Origin of the sequence: Marinobacter sp. (genome assembly GCF_033722195.1) — a bacterium.
Classification (GTDB): domain Bacteria; phylum Pseudomonadota; class Gammaproteobacteria; order Pseudomonadales; family Oleiphilaceae; genus Marinobacter.
This window is the reverse complement of record NZ_JAWVZL010000001.1, coordinates 1-21,787: the sequence shown is the minus strand read 5'-3', so window position 1 is coordinate 21,787 and position 21,787 is coordinate 1. Positions and strand designations below refer to the sequence as shown.

Sequence of the window (21,787 nt, the reverse complement as noted above, 5' to 3'; positions counted from 1 at the left end):
ATGGACCTTCCCGGCGGCATCCCGGCAGAGCGGTTCCTGCGGGAATACTGGCAGAAAAAGCCCCTGGTGATTCGCCAGGCCTTCCCAGGTCTTGAGAGTCCGGTCAGCGCCGACGAGCTGGCAGGCCTGGCCTGTGAGGAGGCGGTGGAATCCCGCATCGTGGTGGAGAACGATGCCGGCAAGCCCTGGCAACTGCACAACGGGCCCTTTGATCCGGAGCGCTTCGAGCAGCTCCCGGCCAGCCACTGGACCCTGCTGGTACAAGGGCTGGACCACTGGGTGCCCGAGGCCGCCGACCTGCTGGAGGCGTTCCGCTTCATCCCCAACTGGCGACTGGACGACATCATGGCCAGCTACGCGCCGGCCGGCGGCAGTGTCGGACCCCACTATGACCAGTACGATGTCTTCCTGCTGCAGGCCCAGGGCCACCGGCGCTGGGAATTCGGCGGCCGGTGCGACGAAACCTCGCCCCGGGTGGAGGGCACACCGCTGAGGATCCTCAAGCAATGGCAGGGAGAGCAGACCGTCACCCTGGGCCCCGGCGACATGCTCTACCTGCCGCCGGGCATCGGTCACCACGGGGTTGCCGAGGATGACTGCATTACACTGTCCGTGGGTTTCCGGGCGCCCACGGTGGACGATGTGCTAACCGGCTTCTCGGACTTCCTCTGCAGCCAGCCCGGCGCCGGCGACCACCTGGCGGACCCGGACCTGGCCCGGCCGGAAAATCCGGGCGCCATCTCGAATGCCGCCATTGAACGGCTGTACGGGGTGATCGCCGAGCGCCTGCAGGACCGGCGCCAGCTCGCGCTCTGGTTCGGCCAGTTCGCCACCGCTCCCAAGAATGCCGACATCATCCAGCCGGCGGATGAGCCGGTCGACCGTGACGACATCCGGCAGCTGCTCGCCGAAGGCGCCCTGCTGCGTTGGAATGAGGGCTCCCGTTTCGCCTATCATGACTTTGAGGAAGACACCGCGCTTTTCGTCGACGGTGAGCGCTTCATGCTCCGGGGCGAGGCCCGGGCCCTGGCGCCGCTGCTGTGCCGCAGCAACCAGCCGGCGGTGGCTGAGCTCAGGCCGCTGCTGGCAGACGATGCACTGGCGGGCCTGATCACCCACTTGTTCAATCAGGGGCACCTGTATCTCGAATGACACTCCGGTTTCGCAAATACAGCTGGCAACTGGCCCCGCAGGCGGTCAGGGACATCCGTCACCAGGTCTTTATTGAGGAGCAGAAGGTCCCGGAAGACCTGGAATGGGACGATACCGACGCCATTGCGGACCATTATGTGGCGGTGGACCAGGACAACACCGCCGTCGCGGTGGCCAGGCTCTACCCGTCAGTGACAGACACAGCCCGCATCGGCCGCATGGCGGTGCTGCCGTCCCATCGCGGCCGCGGTGTCGGCGAGGCCCTGCTGCGCCATCTGGTGACGGAAGCGGCCGGGGATTTCAACGACATTGCCCTGTCGGCCCAGGAGCGCGCCATCCCCTTCTACCAGCGCTCCGGCTTTCACGTCTGCTCGGATCCCTACGACGATGCCGGCATTCCCCACGTCGACATGCGCTGCCTCGCACCATCACTGGTGGCCAGCCAGTGGCAGCAACGTGACCAACCGATGATCCTCGGCCAGGATCGGGACGCCTGGCTGTTCGACAGCGACAGCGACCTGCGGGATCTGATGGACTCAGTCTGCGGCCAGGCCCGGCAAAGGCTCTGGCTCTACGACCGGTTGCTGGAGCACGGCCACTACGATCGTTTCCGGCTGCGGGAGATCATTTCCGGCCTGGCGCGGCGTCACCGCCTCAGCGAGGTAAGACTGCTGATTCACGACGACAAACCCCTGGTCCAGCGCCGCCACCAGCTGGTGGAGCTGATGCGCCGGCTGCCCAGCAAGATCGAGCTGCGGCTGGTGAATCCGGATTATCCCAATCAGGAGCAGCCCTTCCTGCTGGCGGACCGGGACGCCCTGGTGATGCGGCACCGGTTCGAATCACCGGCCGGCGTGGCCCGCTTCGCCGAGCCGGGCCACGTCAAACGCATGGCGGAAGACTTCCAGCGCATGTGGGACACCGCCTCACCTTCCCTGGAGCTACGGGAACTGCCGCTCTGACGATTGCCTGTCGGGATCAGCGCTCCGAACCCTGAATCAGCGGGCGGCCTTCCGGAGCCTCGAACTGGGTGCCGAATTCGGCGAACTCCGCGTCCACTTCCTCCGCCACCTCGACAATCAGCCGCCGCAACCACTGGTGATCGGCGTTGTGCTGTAGCAGCGGACTCCAGGCCATCTTGAGTTCGAAGGGCGGTATGTCGAACGGCGGCACCTTGACCACCAGGCCCGGGTTGTCCCTCTGCAGCCAGGCCGCCCGGCTGGGCAGGGTGGCGATCAGGTCGTGCTGCTCCGCCAGCAGCATGGCCACCTGGTAGTGGCGGGTGAACACCGAGATCTGGCGCTTGCGGCCCATACGGGAGAGGGCCTCGTCCACCCAGCCCAGTCGCTGCACATCCTTGGGATTGACCCCCACCCCGACCCCGAAGCCGGTCTTGCTGACCCAGATATGGCTGGCATCCAGGTAGGTATCGAGGGTAAAGGGTTCCCGCAGGATGGGGTTGCGAGCGTTCATCAGGCAGGCGAAGTACTCGGTCCACAGGGTCTTCTGGTGAAAGGACTGGGGAATCTTGTCGAAGCGGTTGATGGCCATGTCCAGGCGGCCCTGCTCCACATCCAGGAAGCTGACGTCGCTGGGGGTCAGCACGTCGAGCGTCACATGGGGCGCCTCCTGGCGAATCCGACGCAGTACCCGCGGCATCAGGCAGGATTCGGCGTAGTCACTGGCCATGATGCGGAACACCCGCTGGCTCTCGGTGGCGGCGAACGGGGTCTTTTCCTGCACTGCCTGCTCGATGTCGGACAGGATGCTGCGTACCAGCGGCTGCAGTTCGGTGGCCCGCTCGGTCGCGGTCATACCCTCACTGGTGCGCACCAGCAGTGGATCGGCGAACAGATCCCGCAGGCGCCGCAGGCCGTTGCTCATGGCTGGCTGGGTGATGCCCAGGTGGGTGGCCGCCTTGGTCACGTTCTTTTCCCGCAGCAGCACATCCAGGTAGACCAGCAGATTCAGGTCGACCCGCGAGATATCCATACCGACTCCATCAGGCAATATTCAGTGAAATAATGCCCATAATAATAACAATAAACGGTACTTATATGAAGCCGTGGAGCTGCCTGCAAAGGCCGTCCGCGAGCAACGCCCGGTTGCAATCCCTTACACGTAAAAACCGGATAAACCGGCATTTTTCTGCTAATCTTCCGGTAACTTGCCGGCCGCCGCGCACTTTTGTACCGGCACTGCCTCTCACCTGTAGACGAGGTTCCCTGAGACTGCATGGATACCACAACGATCGTCATATTCTTTGCTGTCATCGTCTTTGTGTCGATCGGCATCATTGTCCTCAGCCAGATGCGGGAAAAAGCCCGCATCGAACGCGCACGCAAGGTGACGGCACTGGAGGACAGTTACAATCGCGCCAACCGTCTGCTTACAGAGATCCCCGGCCAGTACCTCACCCGGGAACTCAAACTGCTGCTGATCAACCGGATCGAGGAAATCTGTCGCGAACTGGAGGGACTCAGGGCCGATCTGCCGGTGCGGCAATGGCGATCGGACGTCCAGACCCTGAAGCAGCAGATCGTGGACGGCAACGACGAGCGCACGCCCACGAAAATCGATTCGCCGGAGAAGTCCGCCTACGTCAAGGAACTGCTGCAGAGCCTGTTCAAGATGATCGAGTCCCTGCACAAGAGCGGCAGGATCGACAGCGCCACTGCCAAGAAGAATCTCAAGCACGTGCTTTTCCTGGTTCACAAGACCCACGCCGACATGCATGTGTTCCAGGCCAGGGACTACATCCGCCAGAACGAGATTCGCAAGGCGATCCACGCCTACCATCTGGCCAGCACCGAAATGGGCAAATCCCGGGACAACCCGCTGGCATTGAAAGCCGTGAAGAGTTTCCGCACCCGCATCAAGGAACTGGAAGCGTCACTGAATGGCGGCGGCACCACCGAGCCCCAGGAAAAGCAGCATCGCCTCGACAAGGAATGGGACAACTTCCTGCATGAGGACGAGTGGAAGAAAAAGGCCGACTACGACGACTGACACCGGATGGCGGGCATGATGGTGCAAGTTCGACAACAGGGGCGCAGGCCAGCGTGAGCTCTCCCTTCCGCAAGCGGCTGTCGTTCCGGCTGACCCGCAACACGGTTTTGCTGGCCATGGCCCTTGGTCTGGTGCTGAACCTGATCCAGGTCACCCAGGAGTTCTTCCAGGCCCGGGAAGCCATGGACAAGGATATCCAGGCGCTGCTGGAAATCAGCCACAGCCCGGCCTCGCAGATTGCCTACAACATCGATGCCCGCCTTGCCGAAGAACTGCTTACCGGGCTGCTGAAACACCCGGCGATCATTGACGCCCGCATCGTCGACCCGGAAAACCGGACCCTGGCGGCCGTCAGCGAAGCCAGTGACCCTTCCAGCTACCGCTGGCTCAGCGACCTGCTGTTCGGCCCGATCCGGTTCTACTCCAGCAATCTCCGGGTACCCCAGCTGGAGGACATTCCCCTCGGGGAGCTGGCGGTCACCATCGACACCTATTACTACGGCACCAACTTCCTGAGCCGCGCCGGCTACACCATCGCCAGTGGCTTCATCAAGAGCCTGGCACTGTCGGTGATGCTGCTGTTCGTGTTCTATTTCATGCTCACCAAACCCATGCTTCAGGTCATCGCCGGCCTGCGGGAGGTCTCCCCGAAAACCCCCGAGAAAGCCCGCCTGCCGGTGCCAGCCAGCCACGAGGAAGATGAGATCGGGCTGATGGTGAGCATCATCAACCGCCACCTCGACACCATTGACGCCAGCCTGGACAGACTGCGACTGGCGGAGGGGGAGATCAAGAACTATTCCTTCAAGCTGGAGCGGGAGGTCGAGGACCGCACCCGGGAGATCTCCGACAAGAACCTGGCCCTGCAGCGGGGCAACCGGGCGCTGATCCGTGCCAAGGAGGACGCCGTGCGCCGGGCCCGCTCCCGGGCCAACTTCCTGGCCAGCATGAGCCACGAGATCCGCACCCCCCTCAACGGCATGCTGGGAATGCTGAGCCTGACCCTGGAGGCGGACCTGGAGCCGGCCCAGCGAACCCGCCTGGAAATCGCCCTCAATGCCGGCCAGAGCCTGCTGGGGCTGCTCAACGACATTCTCGACATTTCCAAGGTGGAAGCGGGCAAGCTGGACCTGGAGTCCATTGCCTTCGACCTGCGGGCCCTGATCGAGGAAAGCGCCACCCTGCATGCCCAACAGGCCCACCGCGAAAGCATCGAAGTGGTAACGGAGGTGGATCCGGCCCTGCCCCGGTCGTTTCTGGGAGACCCCACCCGGACCCGCCAGATCATCAACAACCTGCTGGGCAATGCCATCAAGTTCACCGATGCCGGCGAGGTGCGTATCCAGGCCCGGTATGAAGACAACCAGGTGCGTATGGACGTGATCGACACCGGTATCGGCATGTCACCGGAGAGCCTGAACCGTATCTTCTCGCCCTTCTCCCAGGCCGAGGTCAACACCGCCCGACGCTACGGTGGTACCGGCCTGGGTCTGGCCCTCTGCCGCCAGCTGGTGGAGCGCATGCACGGCCAGATCAATGTGGAATCGGAAGAGCACCGCGGCACCCATTTCTCCGTGCTCCTGCCGCTTCCGGTCAATCCGGAGGGCCCCACCCGTGCCGAGGCGATGCCGGCCGATCTGCAGCGCCGTGGCGTCTGTCTGGCCCTGCCCAGGAACCACCGCCATCGGCAGGCCATGGAGCGGCAACTGGTCTACTGGGGCCTGCCGGTCAGGGGCTGGCCGGAGCGGGAGGAAGCGCCTGCCGACAAACAGCCGGTGCTGGTGATCGACGCCAACGACCCGGAAGCCCTGGCGCTGGCCCTGAAATGGCCATCCGGTTCGGTACTGGTGGTGGCCAGCGACGACTGGCAGGATTTTGGCCACGGTTGGCAAAGACTGGCCCTGCCGCTGCGCCAGACTGAGCTGCGTCGCTGCCTGCTGGCGATGAGTGCCGGCCGGGGTGGTGAGCCCCGGGCGCCGGAGCCTGCGGCCCTGCCTGCACCCTCGTCAGAGCCGCCCCTGCGACTGCTGCTGGTGGAGGACAACCGGGTCAACCAGATGGTGGCCAGCGGCATGCTGAAGAAACTGGGCTACGAAGTGGACCTGGCGGAGAACGGCGAACAGGCGCTGGCGGCGCTCGAGCGCGAACATTACGAGGCGGTGCTGATGGACTGCCAGATGCCGGTGATGGACGGCTACGAAGCCACCCGCCGCATCCGCCAGAACCCGGACTGGCAGGCCCTGCCGGTGATCGCCGTCACCGCCAACGTGATGCATGGGGACCGGGAGGAATGCCTGAACGCCGGCATGAACGACTACATCACCAAGCCCTTCGACCGCCAGAGCTTGAAAACCGCTATCGAGCGCTGGACGAAGCGCCGCCCTCCAGCTCATTGAGCAGGGCCCGTAACTCATCCCGCAGGGCCGCCGCCCGATCCGGCGCCACGCCGCTGTCGCAGAGCAGCCGTGCCGGCAGGGTTTCGGCCCGCGCCCGCAGGGACCGGCCCTGCTCGGTGAGGTCCAGCAGCACCACCCGCTGATCCGCCGCTTCCCGGCGCCGGCGAACCAGGCCCTGCTCTTCCAGCCGTTTCAGCAGTGGCGTGAGGGTGCCGGAATCCAGCCGCAGGCGTTTGCCCAGATCCGAGACCCGGACCCGTTCGTCGCCTTGGGTGGTTTCCCACAACACCAGCATCACCAGGTATTGGGGATAGGTCAGCCCCAGCGCCGACAGCAGCGGCCGATACCGGGCGGTAACCGCCCGGTTGGCAGCGTAGAGGGCAAAGCAGATCTGGTTGTCCAGCGCCAGATGGTTGCTGTCGGTCATGGTTCAGAGCAGTTTTTCGATGTCGCCGCGAATCTGTTCCGGCTTGGCGGTGGGCGGATACCGACGCACCACTTCCCCATCACGATTGACCAGGAACTTGGTGAAGTTCCACTTGACCTTCTCCGAGCCCATCAGCCCCTTGGCTTCGGACTTCAGCTTGCGGTACAGCGGGTGGGTGTTGGGGCCGTTGACTTCGATCTTGGCGAACATGGGGAAATCCACGCCGTAGTTCAGGCTGCAGAACTGGCTGATCTTGTCGTTGTCCGCCGGGTCCTGGTTGAGGAACTGGTTGCAGGGAAAGCCCAGCACCGCCAGACCGCGATCCCCCAACTCCGCATGCAGCGCCTGCAGACCTTCGAACTGTGGCGTGAAACCGCATTTGCTGGCGGTGTTGACGATCAGCATGACCTTGCCCTTGTAATCCGCCAGGGTCTGCTCCTTGCCGTCGATGGTAGTCACCGGTACGTCGTAAAGGGATTCACTCGCCATGCTCACCTCCTGATCTGAATTGTGCAAAATTATATTGTGCACAATACAGTATCCCGGGCAGTCCGCAACACCCGATTTTGCCGTCGCCCTGCCCACAGTCATTAAATAGCGGTCAGCAGTGCCTTTTTTGATCACAATTCATCATGAATGGGCTGTTGTAGGGGGCTTTGGCTCCGCTAGAATACGGCTTTGCTCATTTCACCGGGAACCCGCAGTTTATGCAGAACTACAAGAAGTCCGCCAAGCTCGATAACGTCTGTTATGAAATTCGGGGCGTGGTTCTGCGGGAGGCGCGCCGACTGGAAGAGGAAGGCCACCGGGTGCTGAAGCTCAATATCGGCAACCCCGCCGCCTTCGAGCTAGATGTGCCCGAGGAGATCCAGCAGGATGTGATCTACAACCTGCCCGCGGCCCAGGGCTATGTCGAGTCCAAGGGCCTGTTCTCGGCCCGCAAGGCGGTCATGCACTACTGCCAGCAGCGTGGCATCGACAAGGTGGACATCGACGACATCTACCTGGGCAACGGCGTCAGCGAGCTGATTGTGATGTCCATGCAGGCGCTGCTGAACACCGGCGATGAGGTGCTGATCCCGGCCCCGGACTACCCGCTCTGGACCGCTGCCGTCACCCTCTCCAGCGGCAAGCCGGTGCACTACCGCTGCGACGAGCAGCAGGAGTGGTTCCCCGACCTGGACGACATCAAGGCCAAGATCACCAGCCGGACCCGGGCCATCGTACTGATCAACCCCAACAACCCGACGGGCGCAGTCTATCCGCCGGAGTTACTGGAGCAGGTCATCGAACTGGCCCGCCAGCATAACCTGATCATTCTATCGGACGAGATCTACGACAAGATCCTCTACGACGGCGTCGAGCACGTGTCCACCGCCTCACTGGCGGACGATGTGCTCTTCTTTACCTACAACGGCCTGTCAAAGAACTACCGGGCCGCCGGTTACCGCTCCGGCTGGATGATCATCAGTGGCGCCAAGCACAAGGCCCGGGACCTGATCGAGGGCATCGACATGCTGGCCTCCATGCGCCTGTGCGCCAACGTTCCGGCCCAGCTGGCGATCCAGACCGCGCTGGGTGGCTATCAGTCCATCAATGACCTGGTGGCGCCGGGCGGGCGGCTCTACGAGCAGCGGGAAACCGCCTGGTCCCTGCTCAACGACATTCCCGGCGTCAGTTGCGTCAAGCCCAAGGGAGCGCTCTACCTGTTCCCGCACCTGGATCCCAAGCGCTTCCCTATCGAGAACGATGAGCGTCTGGTCCTGGACCTGCTTCTGCAGGAGCGCATCCTGCTGGTGCAGGGTTCGGCGTTCAATATCGACGACCGCCAGCACCTGCGGGTGGTCTTCCTGCCCCGGGAGGACACCCTGGAGGACGCCATCAAGCGGCTGGCCTACTTCCTGTCCCACTACCAGCAGTAGGAGCGCGCCATGGCGGACATTCACATCGAGGAGTTCTACAAGGACGTGGCCATCGCCCTGGTACAGCTCTACGGTGCCTTTCCCCGCCGGGTGAACCTGTTCGTCGAGGACATCGCCGGCCCGGACGAACCGGACGAATTCGGCCTCCACAGCCGCCGACACATGGCCTGTTTCGGCGCCCTGCTCTGGCTGGCGGAGGAGGGCCTGCTGCGCTACGTCGACACCATCCGCCAGGAAGCCCTGGACCAGGCGGTGCTGACCCAGGCGGCCTTTATCCGCCTCAGCACACCGGCACCGGAAACCCTGGTCAGTGAGGTGGCACCCCAGGCCCTGGCGTCTGCCGCCAAGGCCCCACCGTCGGTGCGGGCGGACTACTCCAGCCACATCCACCTGTTCCGGGAGGCCCTGCGCAGCGGCAGCTCGGATCGCATTACCCAGGTGGTCCAGACCACTTTCTTCGTCCCGCCAGAGGCCTGAAAGCGCTGCATTAAATCGGCGTTAACCGCTTGAACTGACGCGCACCAGGCCCAATTATTCCGGTCAAAGGCCCCGCTGGGGTCGCTGTAACCGGAGGAATCAAGATCCATGCGCATACTGCTGTTTCTGGCGACCAACCTCGCCGTCATCCTGGTGGCCGGCGTCACGCTGCAACTGCTCGGCGTCGACAGCTACCTGGCCCAGGGCGGCATCCAGTATCAGTCCCTGCTGATCTTCGCCGCCGTGTTCGGCTTCGCCGGCTCCCTGGTGTCCCTGCTTATCTCCAAACCCATGGCCAAATGGAGCACCCGGGCCAAGGTGATCGAGAACCCGCGCACCGCCACCGAGCGCTGGCTGGTGGACACCGTCCGTGAACTGGCCCGCAAGGCCAACATCGGCATGCCGGATGTGGCGATCTTCCCCGCCACACAGGCCAACGCCTTTGCCACCGGCTGGAATCGCAACCAGTCACTGGTGGCGGTCAGTGAGGGCATGCTGGAGCGCTTCAGCCAGGAAGAGATTCGCGCGGTGCTGGGCCACGAGATCGGTCACGTGGCCAACGGTGACATGGTCACCCTGGCGCTGATTCAGGGGGTGGTGAACACCTTCGTGATCTTCGCCTCCCGCATCATCGGGTCGGTGGTGGACCGGGCGGTGTTCAAGAGCGAAAGCGGGCACGGGCCGGGCTTTTTCATCGTCAGCATCGTGGCTCAGATCGTGTTGGGCATCCTGGCCAGCACCATCGTGTTCTGGTTCTCCCGCCGGCGGGAGTTCCGCGCCGACATCGCCGGCGCCCAGCTGGCGGACCGTGGCTCCATGATCCGTGCGCTGAAGCGCCTGAAGGCGGAAAGCGGCATCCCGGACCAGATGCCGGACAACCTGGAAGCCTTCGCCATCAACCAGGGCGCGCGGGCAGGCATCCGGGCCATGTTCATGACCCACCCACCCATCGAGCGCCGCATCGCCGCGCTGGAATCCGCAACCCTGGCCTGATCGGCTGGGGCTCCCCCCAGACGTTTCTCGTGCCAAGGTCGGATAGCCGGCCTTGGCCGCTTTTTCTATAGTGGGACTGAACACACGGTGTGGCATTCACACATCAGACATAATGTCCCGGTAGCCTTGTTGCAAATCAGACGTCAGGTATTTCGGTTGGTTCATTCGCTGACCGGGAAACTGAATGGAGGCAGCCGCCGAACGGCGCTGAGAGACACCCATGACAAAGGATGAGAGCATGCTACACAAAAGGCAGAATCCCGAGCCCGAGATGAACGGCGCCGCGATCGTGCTGTCCGATGGCCGCGAGGTACCCATCACCGACACCATGGTCAAGCAGGCGCTGGACAACCTTGCCCAGGCCGGCAGCACCGACACCACAGACAAGTGCGCCTCCTGAGGCGCCCCAGCCCTAGAGCTTCAGCTTGAAGCCGAGCATCCGGAACTGGTCCTGGAGCGAGCGGCTGGTGCCCTTCAACTGGATTTTCACGCTCGAGAACTCCCGGCGCACCGGATAGTCCCGCCGCAGCCGGTCAAACACCCTGCCCCGCTGTTCCGACTCCACCGTCAGGCCGCGACGCAGCCGGGCGTCGTCCCGGCGCGGGTCGTAACAGGCCCGGATGGCCACATCGGCGGCTTCCCGCGCCTGTACGGCACGGGTGAAAGCGAGTTTGCTGAGGGGTGGTTCCGGCAGGAACTGACCCGCCTGCTTGCGGGACGGCAGCCCCAGGAAGCGGCACAGAGCCTGGTAGATCATCTCGGTACCCTGGACCTTGCCCTCGAGGCTGTAGCCGGCAATATGGGGCGTGGCCAGCCAGACCCGGTCCACCAGGGCCTGGTTGATGGCCGGCTCCCGATCCCAGACATCCAGCACCACGGTGGGCGCATCGGCGGCATCCAGGCGCGCCAGCAGGGCTTCCTCGTCGATCACTTCGCCCCGGCTGCTGTTGATCAGGAGCTGGTGGGACCGGAGCTCTTGCAGCCGTGCGGCGTCGATCAGGTGGTAGGTGGGATGCTCGCCACCCCGGGTCAGTGGTGTATGCAGGGTCACCACGTCGCAGGCCAGAACCTCCTCCAGCGAGTGGAAACTCTCCTCCTCGTCGTCTTTGGCTTCCCGCAACGGATCGCTGACCCTGACGTCCAGGCCCAGCCGGTCCAGCACCCGCCAGAGCGCGCCGCCGACGTTGCCCGCCCCGACGATGCCGACGGTGAGCTCCGACCAGTCCTTCAGATCCAGACGCTCGGCATGGAGCGACAGCACACTGAGAATGTATTCCACCACGCTGTTGGCGTTGCAGCCCGGGGCGCTGGCGAAGGTGATCCCGTTGTCCGCCAGCCAGGCCATGTCGACATGGTCGGTGCCGATGGTGGCGGTACCCACGAACTTGACCCGGCTGCCTTCCAGCAGGCCTGCGTTGACGGGGGTGACGGAGCGGACCAGCAGGATATCGGCGTCCGCCACGTCCGTCGGACTCATGTGGCGCCCTGACACCCGGCGGATATCGCCAATGTCGTCGAAGAAGGAATCCAGCAACGGGATATTTTCATCGGCTACGATCAACATCGGACTCTCTCCCTACCGTCAGGCGCGGCGCTGGCGCTGGGGCCGGCCCTGGGCCGGGCGGCGGTTACCACCCCGGCGCCGGCTGATCAGCGGCTTTTCCAGCGGCTTCATCAGTTCCTCGTCCGGCACCGTCGAGGTGATCTTCTGGCCGATGTAGGACTCGATGGCCGGCAGCGAGAAGGCGTCGTCCTCACTGGCAAAGCTTACCGAGATACCGTGCTTGCCGGCCCGGCCGGTACGACCAATGCGGTGGACGTAATCCTCCGCATTCTCCGGCAGGTTGTAGTTGAAGACGTGGGTCACGCCCTCCACATGGATGCCGCGGCCGGCCACGTCGGTGGCCACCAGCACCTGGATATCGCCACGCTTGAACTGGTCCAGGGTCTTCAGCCGCTTGTTCTGGGGAATCTCGCCGGACATCAGGGCCACTTTGATACCCTGGTTGCGCAGATCCTCGTCCAGATCCCGGCATTGGTCGCGCCGGTTGGCAAACACGATGGCCTTGTCCACGTCGCGATTCTGCAGGTAGTTCACCAGCACCGTGAGCTTCTCGTCGCCACCCACCAGGTAAACGGTCTGCTGGACCCGTTCGGCGGTTTTCTGCTCCGGCTCGATCTCGACGAACTCGGCGCTGCGGGTCCACATGGACGCCAGGTTCAGCACGTCCTGGTTGAACGTGGCGCTGAACAGCAGGGTCTGGCGCTCGTCCTTCGGGGTGCACTTGCGGATGATGCGCTTGACGTCCGGAATAAAGCCCATATCCAGCATGCGGTCGGCCTCATCCAGGATCAGCAGGTCCAGCTGGTCCAGGAATACGTCCTGGGAGCCCAGGAAATCGATCAGCCGGCCGGGGGTGGCCACCAGGATGTCCACCACTTCGTTCTGCAACTGGTCCCGTTGTTTGTCGTAGTTCATGCCACCCACCACCGTGACCACATTGTGGCCGGTGTAGCCGCACAGCTGTTCGGCGTCCTTGGCGATCTGCATGGCCAGCTCCCGGGTCGGCGCCAGCGCCAGTACGCGGGGCTCGGAGGCAAAGCGGTCGGAAGCGGGGATGGGCTGCTCCAGCATGCGCTGGATGGCGTTGATCAGGAAGGCCGCGGTCTTGCCGGTGCCGGTCTGGGCCTGGCCGATCAGGTCGCGGCCCGCCAGGGTGTAAGGCAGGGTCTCGGCCTGGATGGGGGTGCAGTAGTCAAAGCCGATGTCGGCGATGGCGTTCTTCAGGCGGTCGTCCAGGTCCAGGTCGATGAACCGGGTCTTGCCCTCCACCACCGGCGGTTCCGGCCGTTTGGCGGGCCGGGCCTTGGCGGCTACCGGCTCCGGCCGGGCCGGCTCGGGCGTGGCCGGGGCGTCACTGTCGTTGGTGGCCTTGCGCGATTCCACTGGCGCGGCTGCGGGCGTGGCGGCAGCGGGCTCGGCGACAGGACGGGATTCCGCCTTGTGCACCGGCGCCGGTTCCGGGGCGGGGCTGGCCGGCGGGTTGGTTGCGGTGACACCGGAACGGATGCCAAGAACCTCGAGGAACCAGTGCCAAATCTTGACGAGCGCGGTCATATACAGTCTGCTTACCTTGTTGATTCGGACGTCGTCAGGCCCTGATCCTGCCATGCCTGTGCGAACAGGGTCTGCCGTCCATAGAATGTCAAAAGTGTCTGGTGGAACCGGGCCGCCCGTGCCGGCAATCCGTCACGGAGGTAATGGTCAGCCATGGCCCGGACCCGGGCGCGGAAACCGGCCTCGTCCGCCGCACCCTGGCCGCTGAGATTGTCGACGCTGATATGAAAGCGCGAGCCGGCGGCCACAGAGAACAGCCACTCCAGTGCCTGGGGCCTGACTTCCACCGATTCAAAAGCCTGCTGCTGGGCAGCCGTGCGACCGTCCGGACAGTACCAGTAACCGTAGTCGTGCAGGCCGCGACGCCTGGCGCCGGCAATGCACCAGTGACTGATTTCATGCAGGGCACTGGCGTAAAAGCCGTGAGCGAACACGATCCGGGCCGGTTGATCGGGCCCTGCGGCAGGAATGTATTCCGGTTCGTCGCCGCCTTTGACCAGAACCGTCTGATGCGAGCGCCGGAACAGGTCATTGAACAGCATGATAAGATCGTCTGGGTGGTGTTTCATGCGACCGCTATTGTGCGACTTTCGCGCTGCCAATACCAGTGGGAACTTAATTTCTGCGGGCCGGTCGATAAGCTGTGCCGCGGCGACTGGCAAAGCGCCCGAAAGCCGGCATAATGCCCCATCATCACAGGCTTTTCCGGTCAGCCCGAGACCGTCTCTTCGATGAAGGATCCAGACCAGACAATGCGCTTTTTCTGCCAGCCTCAACCCGTATTTCTGGCGGCATCCGCAACAGCCCGCTGGCTGGCGGCCGGCATCCTGCTGCTGACCCTGCTCCTGCCCGGCCCTACCCTCGCCCAGTCGTCCCTGTTTGGGGGCGGCCAATCCGTCTTTCTGCCCGTGGACCAGGCGCTCCCGTTCAGCTACACCACCGGGGACGACGGCGTGGTGCTGCGCTGGGACATCGAACCCGGTCATTACCTGTACCGCGAGCGTATCAGCGTGACCGCGGCATCAGAGCAGGTCGACGTCGGTGAACCGGTGTTCTCCAGCCCCGGTGTGGCCATCACGGATGAATACTTCGGCGACGTCACCGTGTTCTTCGACCCGGTTGAAGCCCGGGTAGCCGTCACCCTGCCCCCGGGCATCAAGGAGGCGCAACTGAGCGTCACCTACCAGGGCTGCGCCAAGGCCGGGCTCTGCTACCCGCCCCAGACCCGGGAAGTGCTTTATTACGGCGGCGGTACCGGCGCCACTGCGGTGGCCGCCAGTGCCGCAGCATCGCCGGTGCCGCCGGCGGATACCAGCTCCGCCACCGGGCTGGCCAGCTTCCTGTCCCAGCAGTCGCTCTGGGTGGTGGCCCTGGTATTCCTCGCACTTGGCCTGGGGCTGACCTTTACCCCCTGCGTACTGCCGATGGTCCCGATCATTTCGGCTTTGGTGTCCAGCCGCAATACCCGCACCACCGGTCACGCCCTGCTGCTGGCCGTCAGCTATGTGCTGGGTATGGCGCTGACCTATGCCGCCGCCGGGGTCGTCACGGGCCTGCTCGGGGCCAGCTTCAATCTCCAGGCCCACCTGCAGTCGCCCTGGGTGCTGGGCAGCTTCGCGGTGCTGTTCGTGCTGTTCGCGCTGGCCATGTTCAATGTCTACGACCTGCAACTGCCGGCCGGCATCCGCAACCGGCTCAACGATGCCAGCCAGAACCTGACCGGTGGCCGCGTACTGAGCGTGTTCGTGATCGGCGCCGTGTCGGCCCTGGTGGTGTCCCCCTGTGTGTCGGCGCCCCTGGCCGGCAGCCTGCTGTACATCAGCACCACCCAGGACGCCGTTGCCGGCGGTATCTCCCTGTTCGCCCTGGGCCTGGGCATGGGTATTCCGCTGATTCTGGTGGCGGTGGGCGGGCGACGGCTGCTGCCCGCCACCGGGCCCTGGATGAACGTGGTTAAGGCGTTCTACGGTGTGATGCTGTTGGCGGTGGCCATCTGGCTGGTGGAGCGCCTGGTGCCGGCCTGGCTCTCGCTGACACTCTGGGGGTTGCTGGTAGCCATTGTCGGGGTCCAGTTGGGCGCGTTCGATCAGGCCCGGCAGGGCTGGCCCAGAACCTGGAAGGGCCTGGGGCTGGTGGCCTTCGCCTACGGCCTGGCGCTGCTGGCCGGTGCCATGGGCGGCGCCACCGACCCGCTGCGGCCCCTGAGTCCTTACGCCGCGGGCCCTGCGGTGGGCTCCGCTGACGTCGCGGCCAGCCACGCCGATTTCCTGCGCCTGGAGGAGCCCGGCGCCATACGCCGCGCGCTGGCAGCCGCCGCCGACCGGGGCCAGCCGGTGATGCTGGATTTTTACGCCGACTGGTGCATCAGTTGCAAAGTCATGGAGCGGCAGGTGTTCAGTGACCCGGCGGTGATCGACGCGCTGGCGCCGATGACGCTGCTGCAGCTCGACATGACCGACAACACACCGGAACAACAGGCGCTCCTCAATGAACTGGGGCTGTTCGGGCCGCCGGCCATCCTGTTCTATCGGCCCAATGGCGACGAAGTCCGCTCCCGACGGGTGCTTGGCGAAATGGACCGTGACCAGTTCCTTGCCCACCTGGCCGGCACCTCCGCTGCCCTGGCGCTCTAGACGCCGGTATCCCGCCCAGACCTCAGCTGCCGCGACGGATCCGGAACAGGTACTCCTTGTCGGTCTGCTCCTCGCTCACCAGCTCATGCCCGAGGAACTGGCAGAATCTCGGCACATCCCGTGTGGTGGAGGGGTCCGTGGCCACCACCCGCAGAATCCCGCCCACCGGCACCTCGGTGATGCGGTTGTGCAGCATCATCACCGGCTCCGGGCAAAACAGGCCGCGGGCGTCCAATTCCAGATCGTAGTCACTCTGACTCACAACGCACTCCCCTGATCCCATGGTCGGGCTCCGAATCCGGCCAGGCCGTCGCCTGTCCGTACCCGTAAAGCCATGCTAAATTATTGTTTATAGATATCAATCATACCGCGCCCTCGGCGCCACCAACCCTCAACGAGGTGATTGATGATTCGAGTCCTTATTGAGCGCCATATTGCCGAGAGTCTGGAGACCGCTTACGAGGAGCGCTCCCGCCACCTCCTTCGCCAGGCTATTGACGCCCCGGGGTTTGTCTCCGGTGAGACCCTGGTGGACGCCAATGACCCCAATCACCGCCTGACACTCTGCAACTGGCGGAGCATTGCGGACTGGGACCGCTGGTACCACTCCCGGGGCCGGACCGAGCTGATGGCCGAACTCATACCCATGATGGACCAGGAGGAAAAAATCACCGTGCTGCAGCACAGCTGATCAGTCCAGCCGCTCCAGGAAACAGGTGATCTCCTCCCGGTCATGGTAGAGCTGACGGGCCCGTAGCCGGAAACGGATGCCCGCTGCCTGGAGTCGGCTCTCGATCAGCTCGCGGCAGCTTGACCATTCCTCATAGCGCTTTTTCATCGGCAGCTTGAGGTTGAAGATACTGTAGCGGCAAAGCCGCTCCTCGAACCAGGCGGCGGCCAGGTCGGCGGTCTTGCGGGGCTGGTCGACAATATCACACACCATCCAGTCCACCGCCCGCTGGGGGCGCCAGCGGAAGCCGTCGGCCCGGACATGCTCGACCTGGCCGCTGGCCATCAGGTCCGGGTCCATGGGCCCGTTGTCGATGGCGCTGACCAGCATGCCCTGGCGCACCAGCTGGTAGGTCCAGCCTCCCGGCGCGGCACCCAGATCCACCGCTTTTCGGCCGCCGGCCAGAACATCCTCGGCCCGCTCCGGGGTCAGAAACACCTTCCAGGCCTCCTCCAGTTTCAGCGCCGAGCGGCTGGGGGCATCGGCCGGCAGCCGCAGACGGGGGATGCCGGCGCTGAAAGGCGAGCGGTTGCGGGCATCGCTGACCCCCAGCAGCGCGGTCTGGAAGTCCGGCAGCATGACTTCCAGGCGGTAACGGGAAGGCTCCGCCCCCTCCACCAGCAGCCCGGCGTCCCGCAGCGCCCGGGCCAGGGGCGCCACCCACTTGCGGGCGAAGTTCCCCAGATCCCGGTCGGTATTGGCCTCAGGAATCCTCACCTCCACCCGCTGACAGGCCGGCAACGCCTGCCGGTGCTGCCGAAGCGCCGCCAGCACGGCGCCGACCCGGTCCGTGTCGGGCAGCGGCACGTCCGCCAGCCATTGGCACCAGTCCCGCGCGAACACCAGGTCAGCCAGCGGCACCCGGGCCATCAGGTCGGCCGGTGTTTCCGGCCCCGGCAGGCTGAAGCGCAGGTAGCCGTCACCGGGGCGGGCGTGGAAAAAGCCGAAGACACCCTGCCAGGCGGCCACATCCGTGAGCTCCCGCCCGCATTCGTTTTCAAATCCTGGACGGCAGAACACCAGGAGCTGGTTCATGGATCACCTGTTCAGATTTAAAACTGTTTAACAGCCAGGACCGTCCTGCTGGGCTACACTCGGAGTCAATTCGAATCTGGAACGGTCGTTCATGGCGTGGTCCTCACCCGGCAGCTGGCTGCTGCTCTTCCTGTGCCTGGCGGCAGCGTCTGTTGCCACCGCCGATAATCGCTGTGATTCCACCGGCGCGGGGCCGGCCCTGGACGTTACCGATGCCCGTGCCAACCTCCTGGACTACGTCTGCTACCGGGTGGTCACCGAGGATGCCGGCGACAGCCCGGCTGCGGTGGCCCCGGGCGAAGACAGCTGGCAGAGCGCGGACGGCAGGGAACTGGTGTTCAGTAACTCGCCGGCCACCTTCTGGTTCTCGCTGACCCTGACCAATCCGGGACCCGGCGCTGGTGTCTGGTTCGTGAAGCTGAGTTATGCACCCCTGGACCAGGTGGACATCTGGCGGGGCGACACCGGCCAGGACCCTGCGATCAGCACCGGTGATCAGGAGCCCTTCGACTCGCGGGCGGTAGACTACCGTTATTTTCTGGTTCCCGTCACCCTGGAAGCCGGCGAAACCACCTCCATTACCCTGCGGGTGAAAAGCTCCGGCGCCATCAATGTGCCGCTGTCACTGCAGCGGGCGGAAACCCTGGTGGCACAAAGCAATCAGCTTACCCTCATTCACGGGCTGTTCTACGGCGCCCTGCTGATCTTCGCCCTGTTCAACCTGGTACTTTTCGCCAGTTCCTGGCGCGCCTACTACTTCTACAACAGTTTTTACATGATCTCCATGGGCCTGTTCCTGGCCGCCATGGGCGGTTTTGCCTTCCAGTATTTCTGGCCCCAGAGTCCCTGGTTCGCCAATGCCTCCATTCCCCTCTTCGAGGCCCTCGGCACCCTGGCGATGGTACTGTTCGGCCGCTCTTTCCTGGAAATCGGCAGCGACCAGCCGCGACTCTCCCGGCTGCTCACCCTGCTGGCCTGGATCTCCGTCGTTTTGCTGGTACTGGTGTTTGTGCTGCCTTACAGCCGCAGCATCGTCTACAACACCCTGTTCGGCATTGGCGTCATCGGCTGTCTGTTCGTGGCGGGCCTGTTCCGCTGGCGTCAGGGCTACGCTCCCGCCAAGTGGTACATCATATCCTGGTCACTGATGGTGGCCGGTGCCGGCATTTACGCCCTGGCCGCCTTCGGCTACCTGGGCAACTTCATCGCCCGGGAAATTCTGATGCAGGCGGCCATCGGCGGTCAGGTCTTGCTGCTCAATTACGCCATCGTGATGCGTTGGCGGTTGTTGAACGAGCGGCTGCTGGCGGTGGAGCACAGCGCCAAGCACGAACTGGAGCAGCGGGTCGGCGAGCGCACCGCCCAGCTTCGGGAAACCATGCGGGCGCTGGAGCGGGCCAATCGGCAGCTCGCGGAAATGAGCACCCGGGACAGCCTGACCGGTCTGCACAACCGCCGCCACCTGGACAACCTGCTGCCTGAGCTCTGTGCCGAGTCACGCCGCAACGGCCAGCCGCTGACGATGGTGCTGATGGACGCGGATCATTTCAAACAGCTTAACGATACCTGGGGCCACGGCTTCGGCGATGACTGCCTGCGCAGGATCGCCGAAGTCCTGAATCGTCATGTCCGCCGGCCACGGGACGTGATCGCCCGCTTTGGCGGCGAGGAATTTGCCGTGATGCTGCCCAATACCGACCTGGAAGGCGCCCGCCACCTGGCAAACCAGATACTGGCGGACATGGCGACAACACCGCTGCTGGCTCCGGACAACGCCACCACCCACATCACCCTCAGTGCCGGAGCGGCCGAGCTGGCACCCGGCGAGGACGAAGGCTCGCTGTTCGCACGTGCCGACGATGCCCTCTATCGCGCCAAGGCCCTGGGCAGGAACCGCACCGAAATGGCCGCCACCCCCTCCGAACCGGCCATCTGAGGCCGTCAGACCGCCATGGCCCCGGCCGCCAGCGCGGCGGCCTGCCGGATCAGCGCCTGCTGGCTGGCGCCCTGGCGCTTGGGGGTACGGTAATCGTGGTCACCCCCTTCCAGCCAGTGGACTTTGACCTCCGGACCGAAGGGCTCCAGGGCCGATACCTCGTCCAGCTTGCCAAAAGGGTCCCGGGTGCCCTGCAGGATGGTCACCGGTACCACGGCCTCTGAGAGGTGCTCGGTGCGCCAGCGGTCCAGACGGCCAGGCGGATGAAACGGATAGCCGAAGCAGACTGCGCCGCGACACCAGGCCGCGGCGTCGGGCTCGGCGCAGAGCATGCTGGCCAGGCGCCCGCCCATGGACTTGCCCCCAATGAACAGCGGACGATCGCGGCCGATTTGCCGGCGCACCTGCTCAAGCTGGCCCGCAAACGCCTCCATCAGACGGGCCTGGCTGCCGGGCGGCCGTTTACGCCCATCCTCCCGCCGTGCGCGCATGTAGGGAAACTCAAAGCGCAGCACCGTCAGCCCTTCATCGGCAAGGGCGCCCGCAAGCTGGTTCATGAAGGGCGAATCGGCCGGCGCGCCGGCACCGTGAGCCAGCATGACGATCGGTTCACCATCGCCGTCGACGAACATTTCCGGAAAATTCACACAGCCTCCGTTAGCCACTATGCTTATAGGGTTGCCGGTCTCCCCGCCTGCACCGGGAAGACCGTTTTCAATTGCAACATATCACCACCGAAAGGCCGGTCAGACGCGCCCATGTTGCTGATTTGAGCGGTATCATCACTTGACCTGCGTCATTGCAAACGACCCATGGATTCTCCATACTTGCGGCCTCAAAATTCCCCACTCTAAATCCATTGGTAAGGCTATGAGCACAGCAACGACGGATATTACATACAACTACAAGGTGGTGAAGCAATTCGCCATCATGACAGTGGTATGGGGTATTGTTGGCATGGCACTGGGGGTGCTGATTGCAGCACAACTGGTCTGGCCTGCGGTCAATCTTGACCTGCCCTTCACCCACTTCGGGCGACTCCGCCCGCTGCATACCAACGCGGTTATCTTCGGTTTCGGCGGCAGCGCCCTGTTTGCCTCGTCCTACTATATTGTGCAACGCACCTGTCAGGCACGGCTGGTGTCCGACGGCCTGGCCGCGGCCACCTTCTGGGGCTGGCAGCTGGTGCTGGTTGCCGCTGTGATCACCCTGCCCCAGGGCCTGACCTCCACCAAGGAATACGCCGAACTGGAGTGGCCGATCGACATCCTGATCACCGTGGTCTGGGTGCTCTACGCGGTGGTCTTCTTCGGCACCATCATGAAGCGCAAGACGCCCCATATCTATGTGGCCAACTGGTTCCTTGGCGCCTTCATCGTAACCGTCGCCGTGCTCCATATCGGCAATAACCTGGCGATTCCGGTCTCTGCCTTCAAGTCCTACTCCATCTACAGCGGTGTCACCGACGCCATGATGCAGTGGTGGTGGGGCCACAACGCGGTTGGCTTCTTCCTGACCGCCGGTTTCCTGGGCATGATGTACTATTTCGTGCCGAAACAGGCCGGTCGCCCGGTCTACTCCTACCGTCTGTCCATTGTCCACTTCTGGGCCCTGATCGCCACCTACGTCTGGGCCGGCGGCCACCACCTGCACTACAGTGCCCTGCCCGACTGGGCGCAGACCGCAGGCATGATCATGTCCCTGATCCTGCTGGCTCCCAGCTGGGGCGGCATGATCAACGGCATGATGACCCTGTCCGGCGCCTGGCACCGCCTGCGTACCGACCCGATCCTGCGCTTCCTGGTTGTATCCCTGTCGTTCTACGGCATGTCCACCTTTGAAGGCCCGATGATGTCCATCAAGACCGTGAACGCCCTGTCCCACAATACCGACTGGACCATCGGTCACGTTCACTCCGGTGCCCTGGGCTGGGTTGCCATGATCAGTATCGGTGCCGTC

Annotated in this window: 21 protein-coding genes; 12 read left to right on the top strand and 9 right to left on the bottom strand. The window is 64.2% G+C overall.

The features are described 5' to 3' along the window. Nucleotides 1-1,152 carry a cupin domain-containing protein gene (locus tag R3280_RS00105; RefSeq protein ID WP_318996534.1) on the top strand — a complete coding sequence of 384 codons (1,152 nt, stop codon included), beginning with the start codon at nucleotides 1-3 and terminating at the stop codon, nucleotides 1,150-1,152. Beyond that, nucleotides 1,149-2,114 carry a GNAT family N-acetyltransferase gene (locus R3280_RS00100; RefSeq protein ID WP_318996533.1) on the top strand — a complete coding sequence of 322 codons (966 nt, stop codon included), beginning with the start codon at nucleotides 1,149-1,151 and terminating at the stop codon, nucleotides 2,112-2,114. Before R3280_RS00105 ends, R3280_RS00100 begins: the two co-directional genes overlap by 4 nt. Before the next feature lie 16 nt (nucleotides 2,115-2,130). Here the strand turns inward: R3280_RS00100 and R3280_RS00095 are convergent, their stop codons facing one another. Beyond that, the gene (locus tag R3280_RS00095) at nucleotides 2,131-3,144 is read right to left on the bottom strand and encodes a LysR family transcriptional regulator (RefSeq protein ID WP_318996532.1); all 1,014 of its coding nucleotides are present in this window, start codon (nucleotides 3,142-3,144) and stop codon (nucleotides 2,131-2,133) included. A gap of 243 nt (nucleotides 3,145-3,387) precedes the next feature. Between R3280_RS00095 and R3280_RS00090 the strand changes: the two genes are divergently transcribed. Then, entirely contained in the window at nucleotides 3,388-4,161 is a 774-nt protein-coding gene (locus R3280_RS00090) for a hypothetical protein (protein ID WP_318996531.1), read from the top strand. Nucleotides 4,162-4,214: 53 nt separating this feature from the next. After that, a complete protein-coding gene (locus R3280_RS00085; RefSeq protein ID WP_318996530.1) occupies nucleotides 4,215-6,557 on the top strand; it encodes an ATP-binding protein in 2,343 nt (780 codons plus the stop codon). On the opposite strand, the gene R3280_RS00080 is transcribed toward R3280_RS00085, so the two are convergent. Next, nucleotides 6,517-6,984 (bottom strand): MarR family transcriptional regulator, encoded by a 468-nt coding sequence (locus R3280_RS00080; protein WP_318996529.1) that lies wholly within the window; start codon nucleotides 6,982-6,984, stop codon nucleotides 6,517-6,519. The genes R3280_RS00085 and R3280_RS00080 overlap by 41 nt on opposite strands. A gap of 3 nt (nucleotides 6,985-6,987) precedes the next feature. Continuing rightward, nucleotides 6,988-7,473: a glutathione peroxidase gene (locus R3280_RS00075; protein ID WP_318996528.1), complete on the bottom strand. Its 486-nt coding sequence runs from the start codon at nucleotides 7,471-7,473 to the stop codon at nucleotides 6,988-6,990. Between the two features lie 218 nt (nucleotides 7,474-7,691). On the opposite strand from R3280_RS00075, the gene R3280_RS00070 reads away from it, so the two are divergent. From R3280_RS00070 to R3280_RS00055, 4 genes are all read left to right on the top strand, one after another. Further along, nucleotides 7,692-8,906, top strand: coding sequence for a pyridoxal phosphate-dependent aminotransferase (locus R3280_RS00070; RefSeq protein ID WP_318996527.1), 1,215 nt, complete (start codon nucleotides 7,692-7,694; stop codon nucleotides 8,904-8,906). 9 nt (nucleotides 8,907-8,915) lie between these two features. Next, nucleotides 8,916-9,383: a hypothetical protein gene (locus R3280_RS00065; protein ID WP_318996526.1), complete on the top strand. Its 468-nt coding sequence runs from the start codon at nucleotides 8,916-8,918 to the stop codon at nucleotides 9,381-9,383. A 108-nt stretch (nucleotides 9,384-9,491) separates the two neighbouring features. After that, complete coding sequence (gene htpX / locus R3280_RS00060) at nucleotides 9,492-10,376, top strand: protease HtpX (protein ID WP_318996525.1); 885 nt, start codon at nucleotides 9,492-9,494, stop codon at nucleotides 10,374-10,376. Between the two features lie 238 nt (nucleotides 10,377-10,614). Continuing rightward, nucleotides 10,615-10,776, top strand: coding sequence for a PA1571 family protein (locus R3280_RS00055; protein ID WP_318996524.1), 162 nt, complete (start codon nucleotides 10,615-10,617; stop codon nucleotides 10,774-10,776). A 12-nt stretch (nucleotides 10,777-10,788) separates the two neighbouring features. On the opposite strand, the gene pdxB is transcribed toward R3280_RS00055, so the two are convergent. From pdxB to R3280_RS00040, 3 genes are read right to left on the bottom strand one after another with little or no spacing between them, the layout of a single operon-like run. Continuing rightward, complete coding sequence (gene pdxB, locus R3280_RS00050) at nucleotides 10,789-11,940, bottom strand: 4-phosphoerythronate dehydrogenase PdxB (RefSeq protein ID WP_318996523.1); 1,152 nt, start codon at nucleotides 11,938-11,940, stop codon at nucleotides 10,789-10,791. An 18-nt stretch (nucleotides 11,941-11,958) separates the two neighbouring features. Beyond that, complete coding sequence (locus tag R3280_RS00045) at nucleotides 11,959-13,494, bottom strand: DEAD/DEAH box helicase (protein WP_318996522.1); 1,536 nt, start codon at nucleotides 13,492-13,494, stop codon at nucleotides 11,959-11,961. 11 nt (nucleotides 13,495-13,505) lie between these two features. Next, a complete protein-coding gene (locus R3280_RS00040; protein WP_413468718.1) occupies nucleotides 13,506-14,270 on the bottom strand; it encodes an elongation factor P hydroxylase in 765 nt (254 codons plus the stop codon). On the opposite strand from R3280_RS00040, the gene dsbD reads away from it, so the two are divergent. Continuing rightward, nucleotides 14,247-16,127, top strand: coding sequence for a protein-disulfide reductase DsbD (dsbD, locus tag R3280_RS00035; RefSeq protein WP_318996521.1), 1,881 nt, complete (start codon nucleotides 14,247-14,249; stop codon nucleotides 16,125-16,127). The two genes, R3280_RS00040 and dsbD, sit on opposite strands and share 24 nt — an antisense overlap. Before the next feature lie 22 nt (nucleotides 16,128-16,149). On the opposite strand, the gene tusA is transcribed toward dsbD, so the two are convergent. Continuing rightward, nucleotides 16,150-16,389, bottom strand: coding sequence for a sulfurtransferase TusA (tusA, locus tag R3280_RS00030; protein ID WP_318996520.1), 240 nt, complete (start codon nucleotides 16,387-16,389; stop codon nucleotides 16,150-16,152). 144 nt (nucleotides 16,390-16,533) lie between these two features. Here tusA and R3280_RS00025 point away from each other — a divergent pair, with 144 nt between their 5' ends. Continuing rightward, nucleotides 16,534-16,818, top strand: a complete 285-nt coding sequence (locus tag R3280_RS00025) for an antibiotic biosynthesis monooxygenase family protein (protein ID WP_318996519.1) — start codon at nucleotides 16,534-16,536, stop codon at nucleotides 16,816-16,818. On the opposite strand, the gene rlmM is transcribed toward R3280_RS00025, so the two are convergent. Continuing rightward, nucleotides 16,819-17,892, bottom strand: coding sequence for a 23S rRNA (cytidine(2498)-2'-O)-methyltransferase RlmM (gene rlmM / locus R3280_RS00020; protein ID WP_318996518.1), 1,074 nt, complete (start codon nucleotides 17,890-17,892; stop codon nucleotides 16,819-16,821). Nucleotides 17,893-17,983: 91 nt separating this feature from the next. Between rlmM and R3280_RS00015 the strand changes: the two genes are divergently transcribed. Continuing rightward, a complete protein-coding gene (locus R3280_RS00015) occupies nucleotides 17,984-19,828 on the top strand; it encodes a diguanylate cyclase (protein WP_318996517.1) in 1,845 nt (614 codons plus the stop codon). 5 nt (nucleotides 19,829-19,833) lie between these two features. Here R3280_RS00015 and R3280_RS00010 read toward each other — a convergent pair whose 3' ends face one another. Further along, entirely contained in the window at nucleotides 19,834-20,475 is a 642-nt protein-coding gene (locus tag R3280_RS00010; RefSeq protein WP_318996516.1) for an alpha/beta family hydrolase, read from the bottom strand. A 223-nt stretch (nucleotides 20,476-20,698) separates the two neighbouring features. On the opposite strand from R3280_RS00010, the gene ccoN reads away from it, so the two are divergent. Beyond that, nucleotides 20,699-21,787, top strand: a 1,089-nt coding sequence (ccoN, locus tag R3280_RS00005; RefSeq protein WP_318996515.1) for a cytochrome-c oxidase, cbb3-type subunit I, incomplete at its 3' end; no start/stop codon positions are given.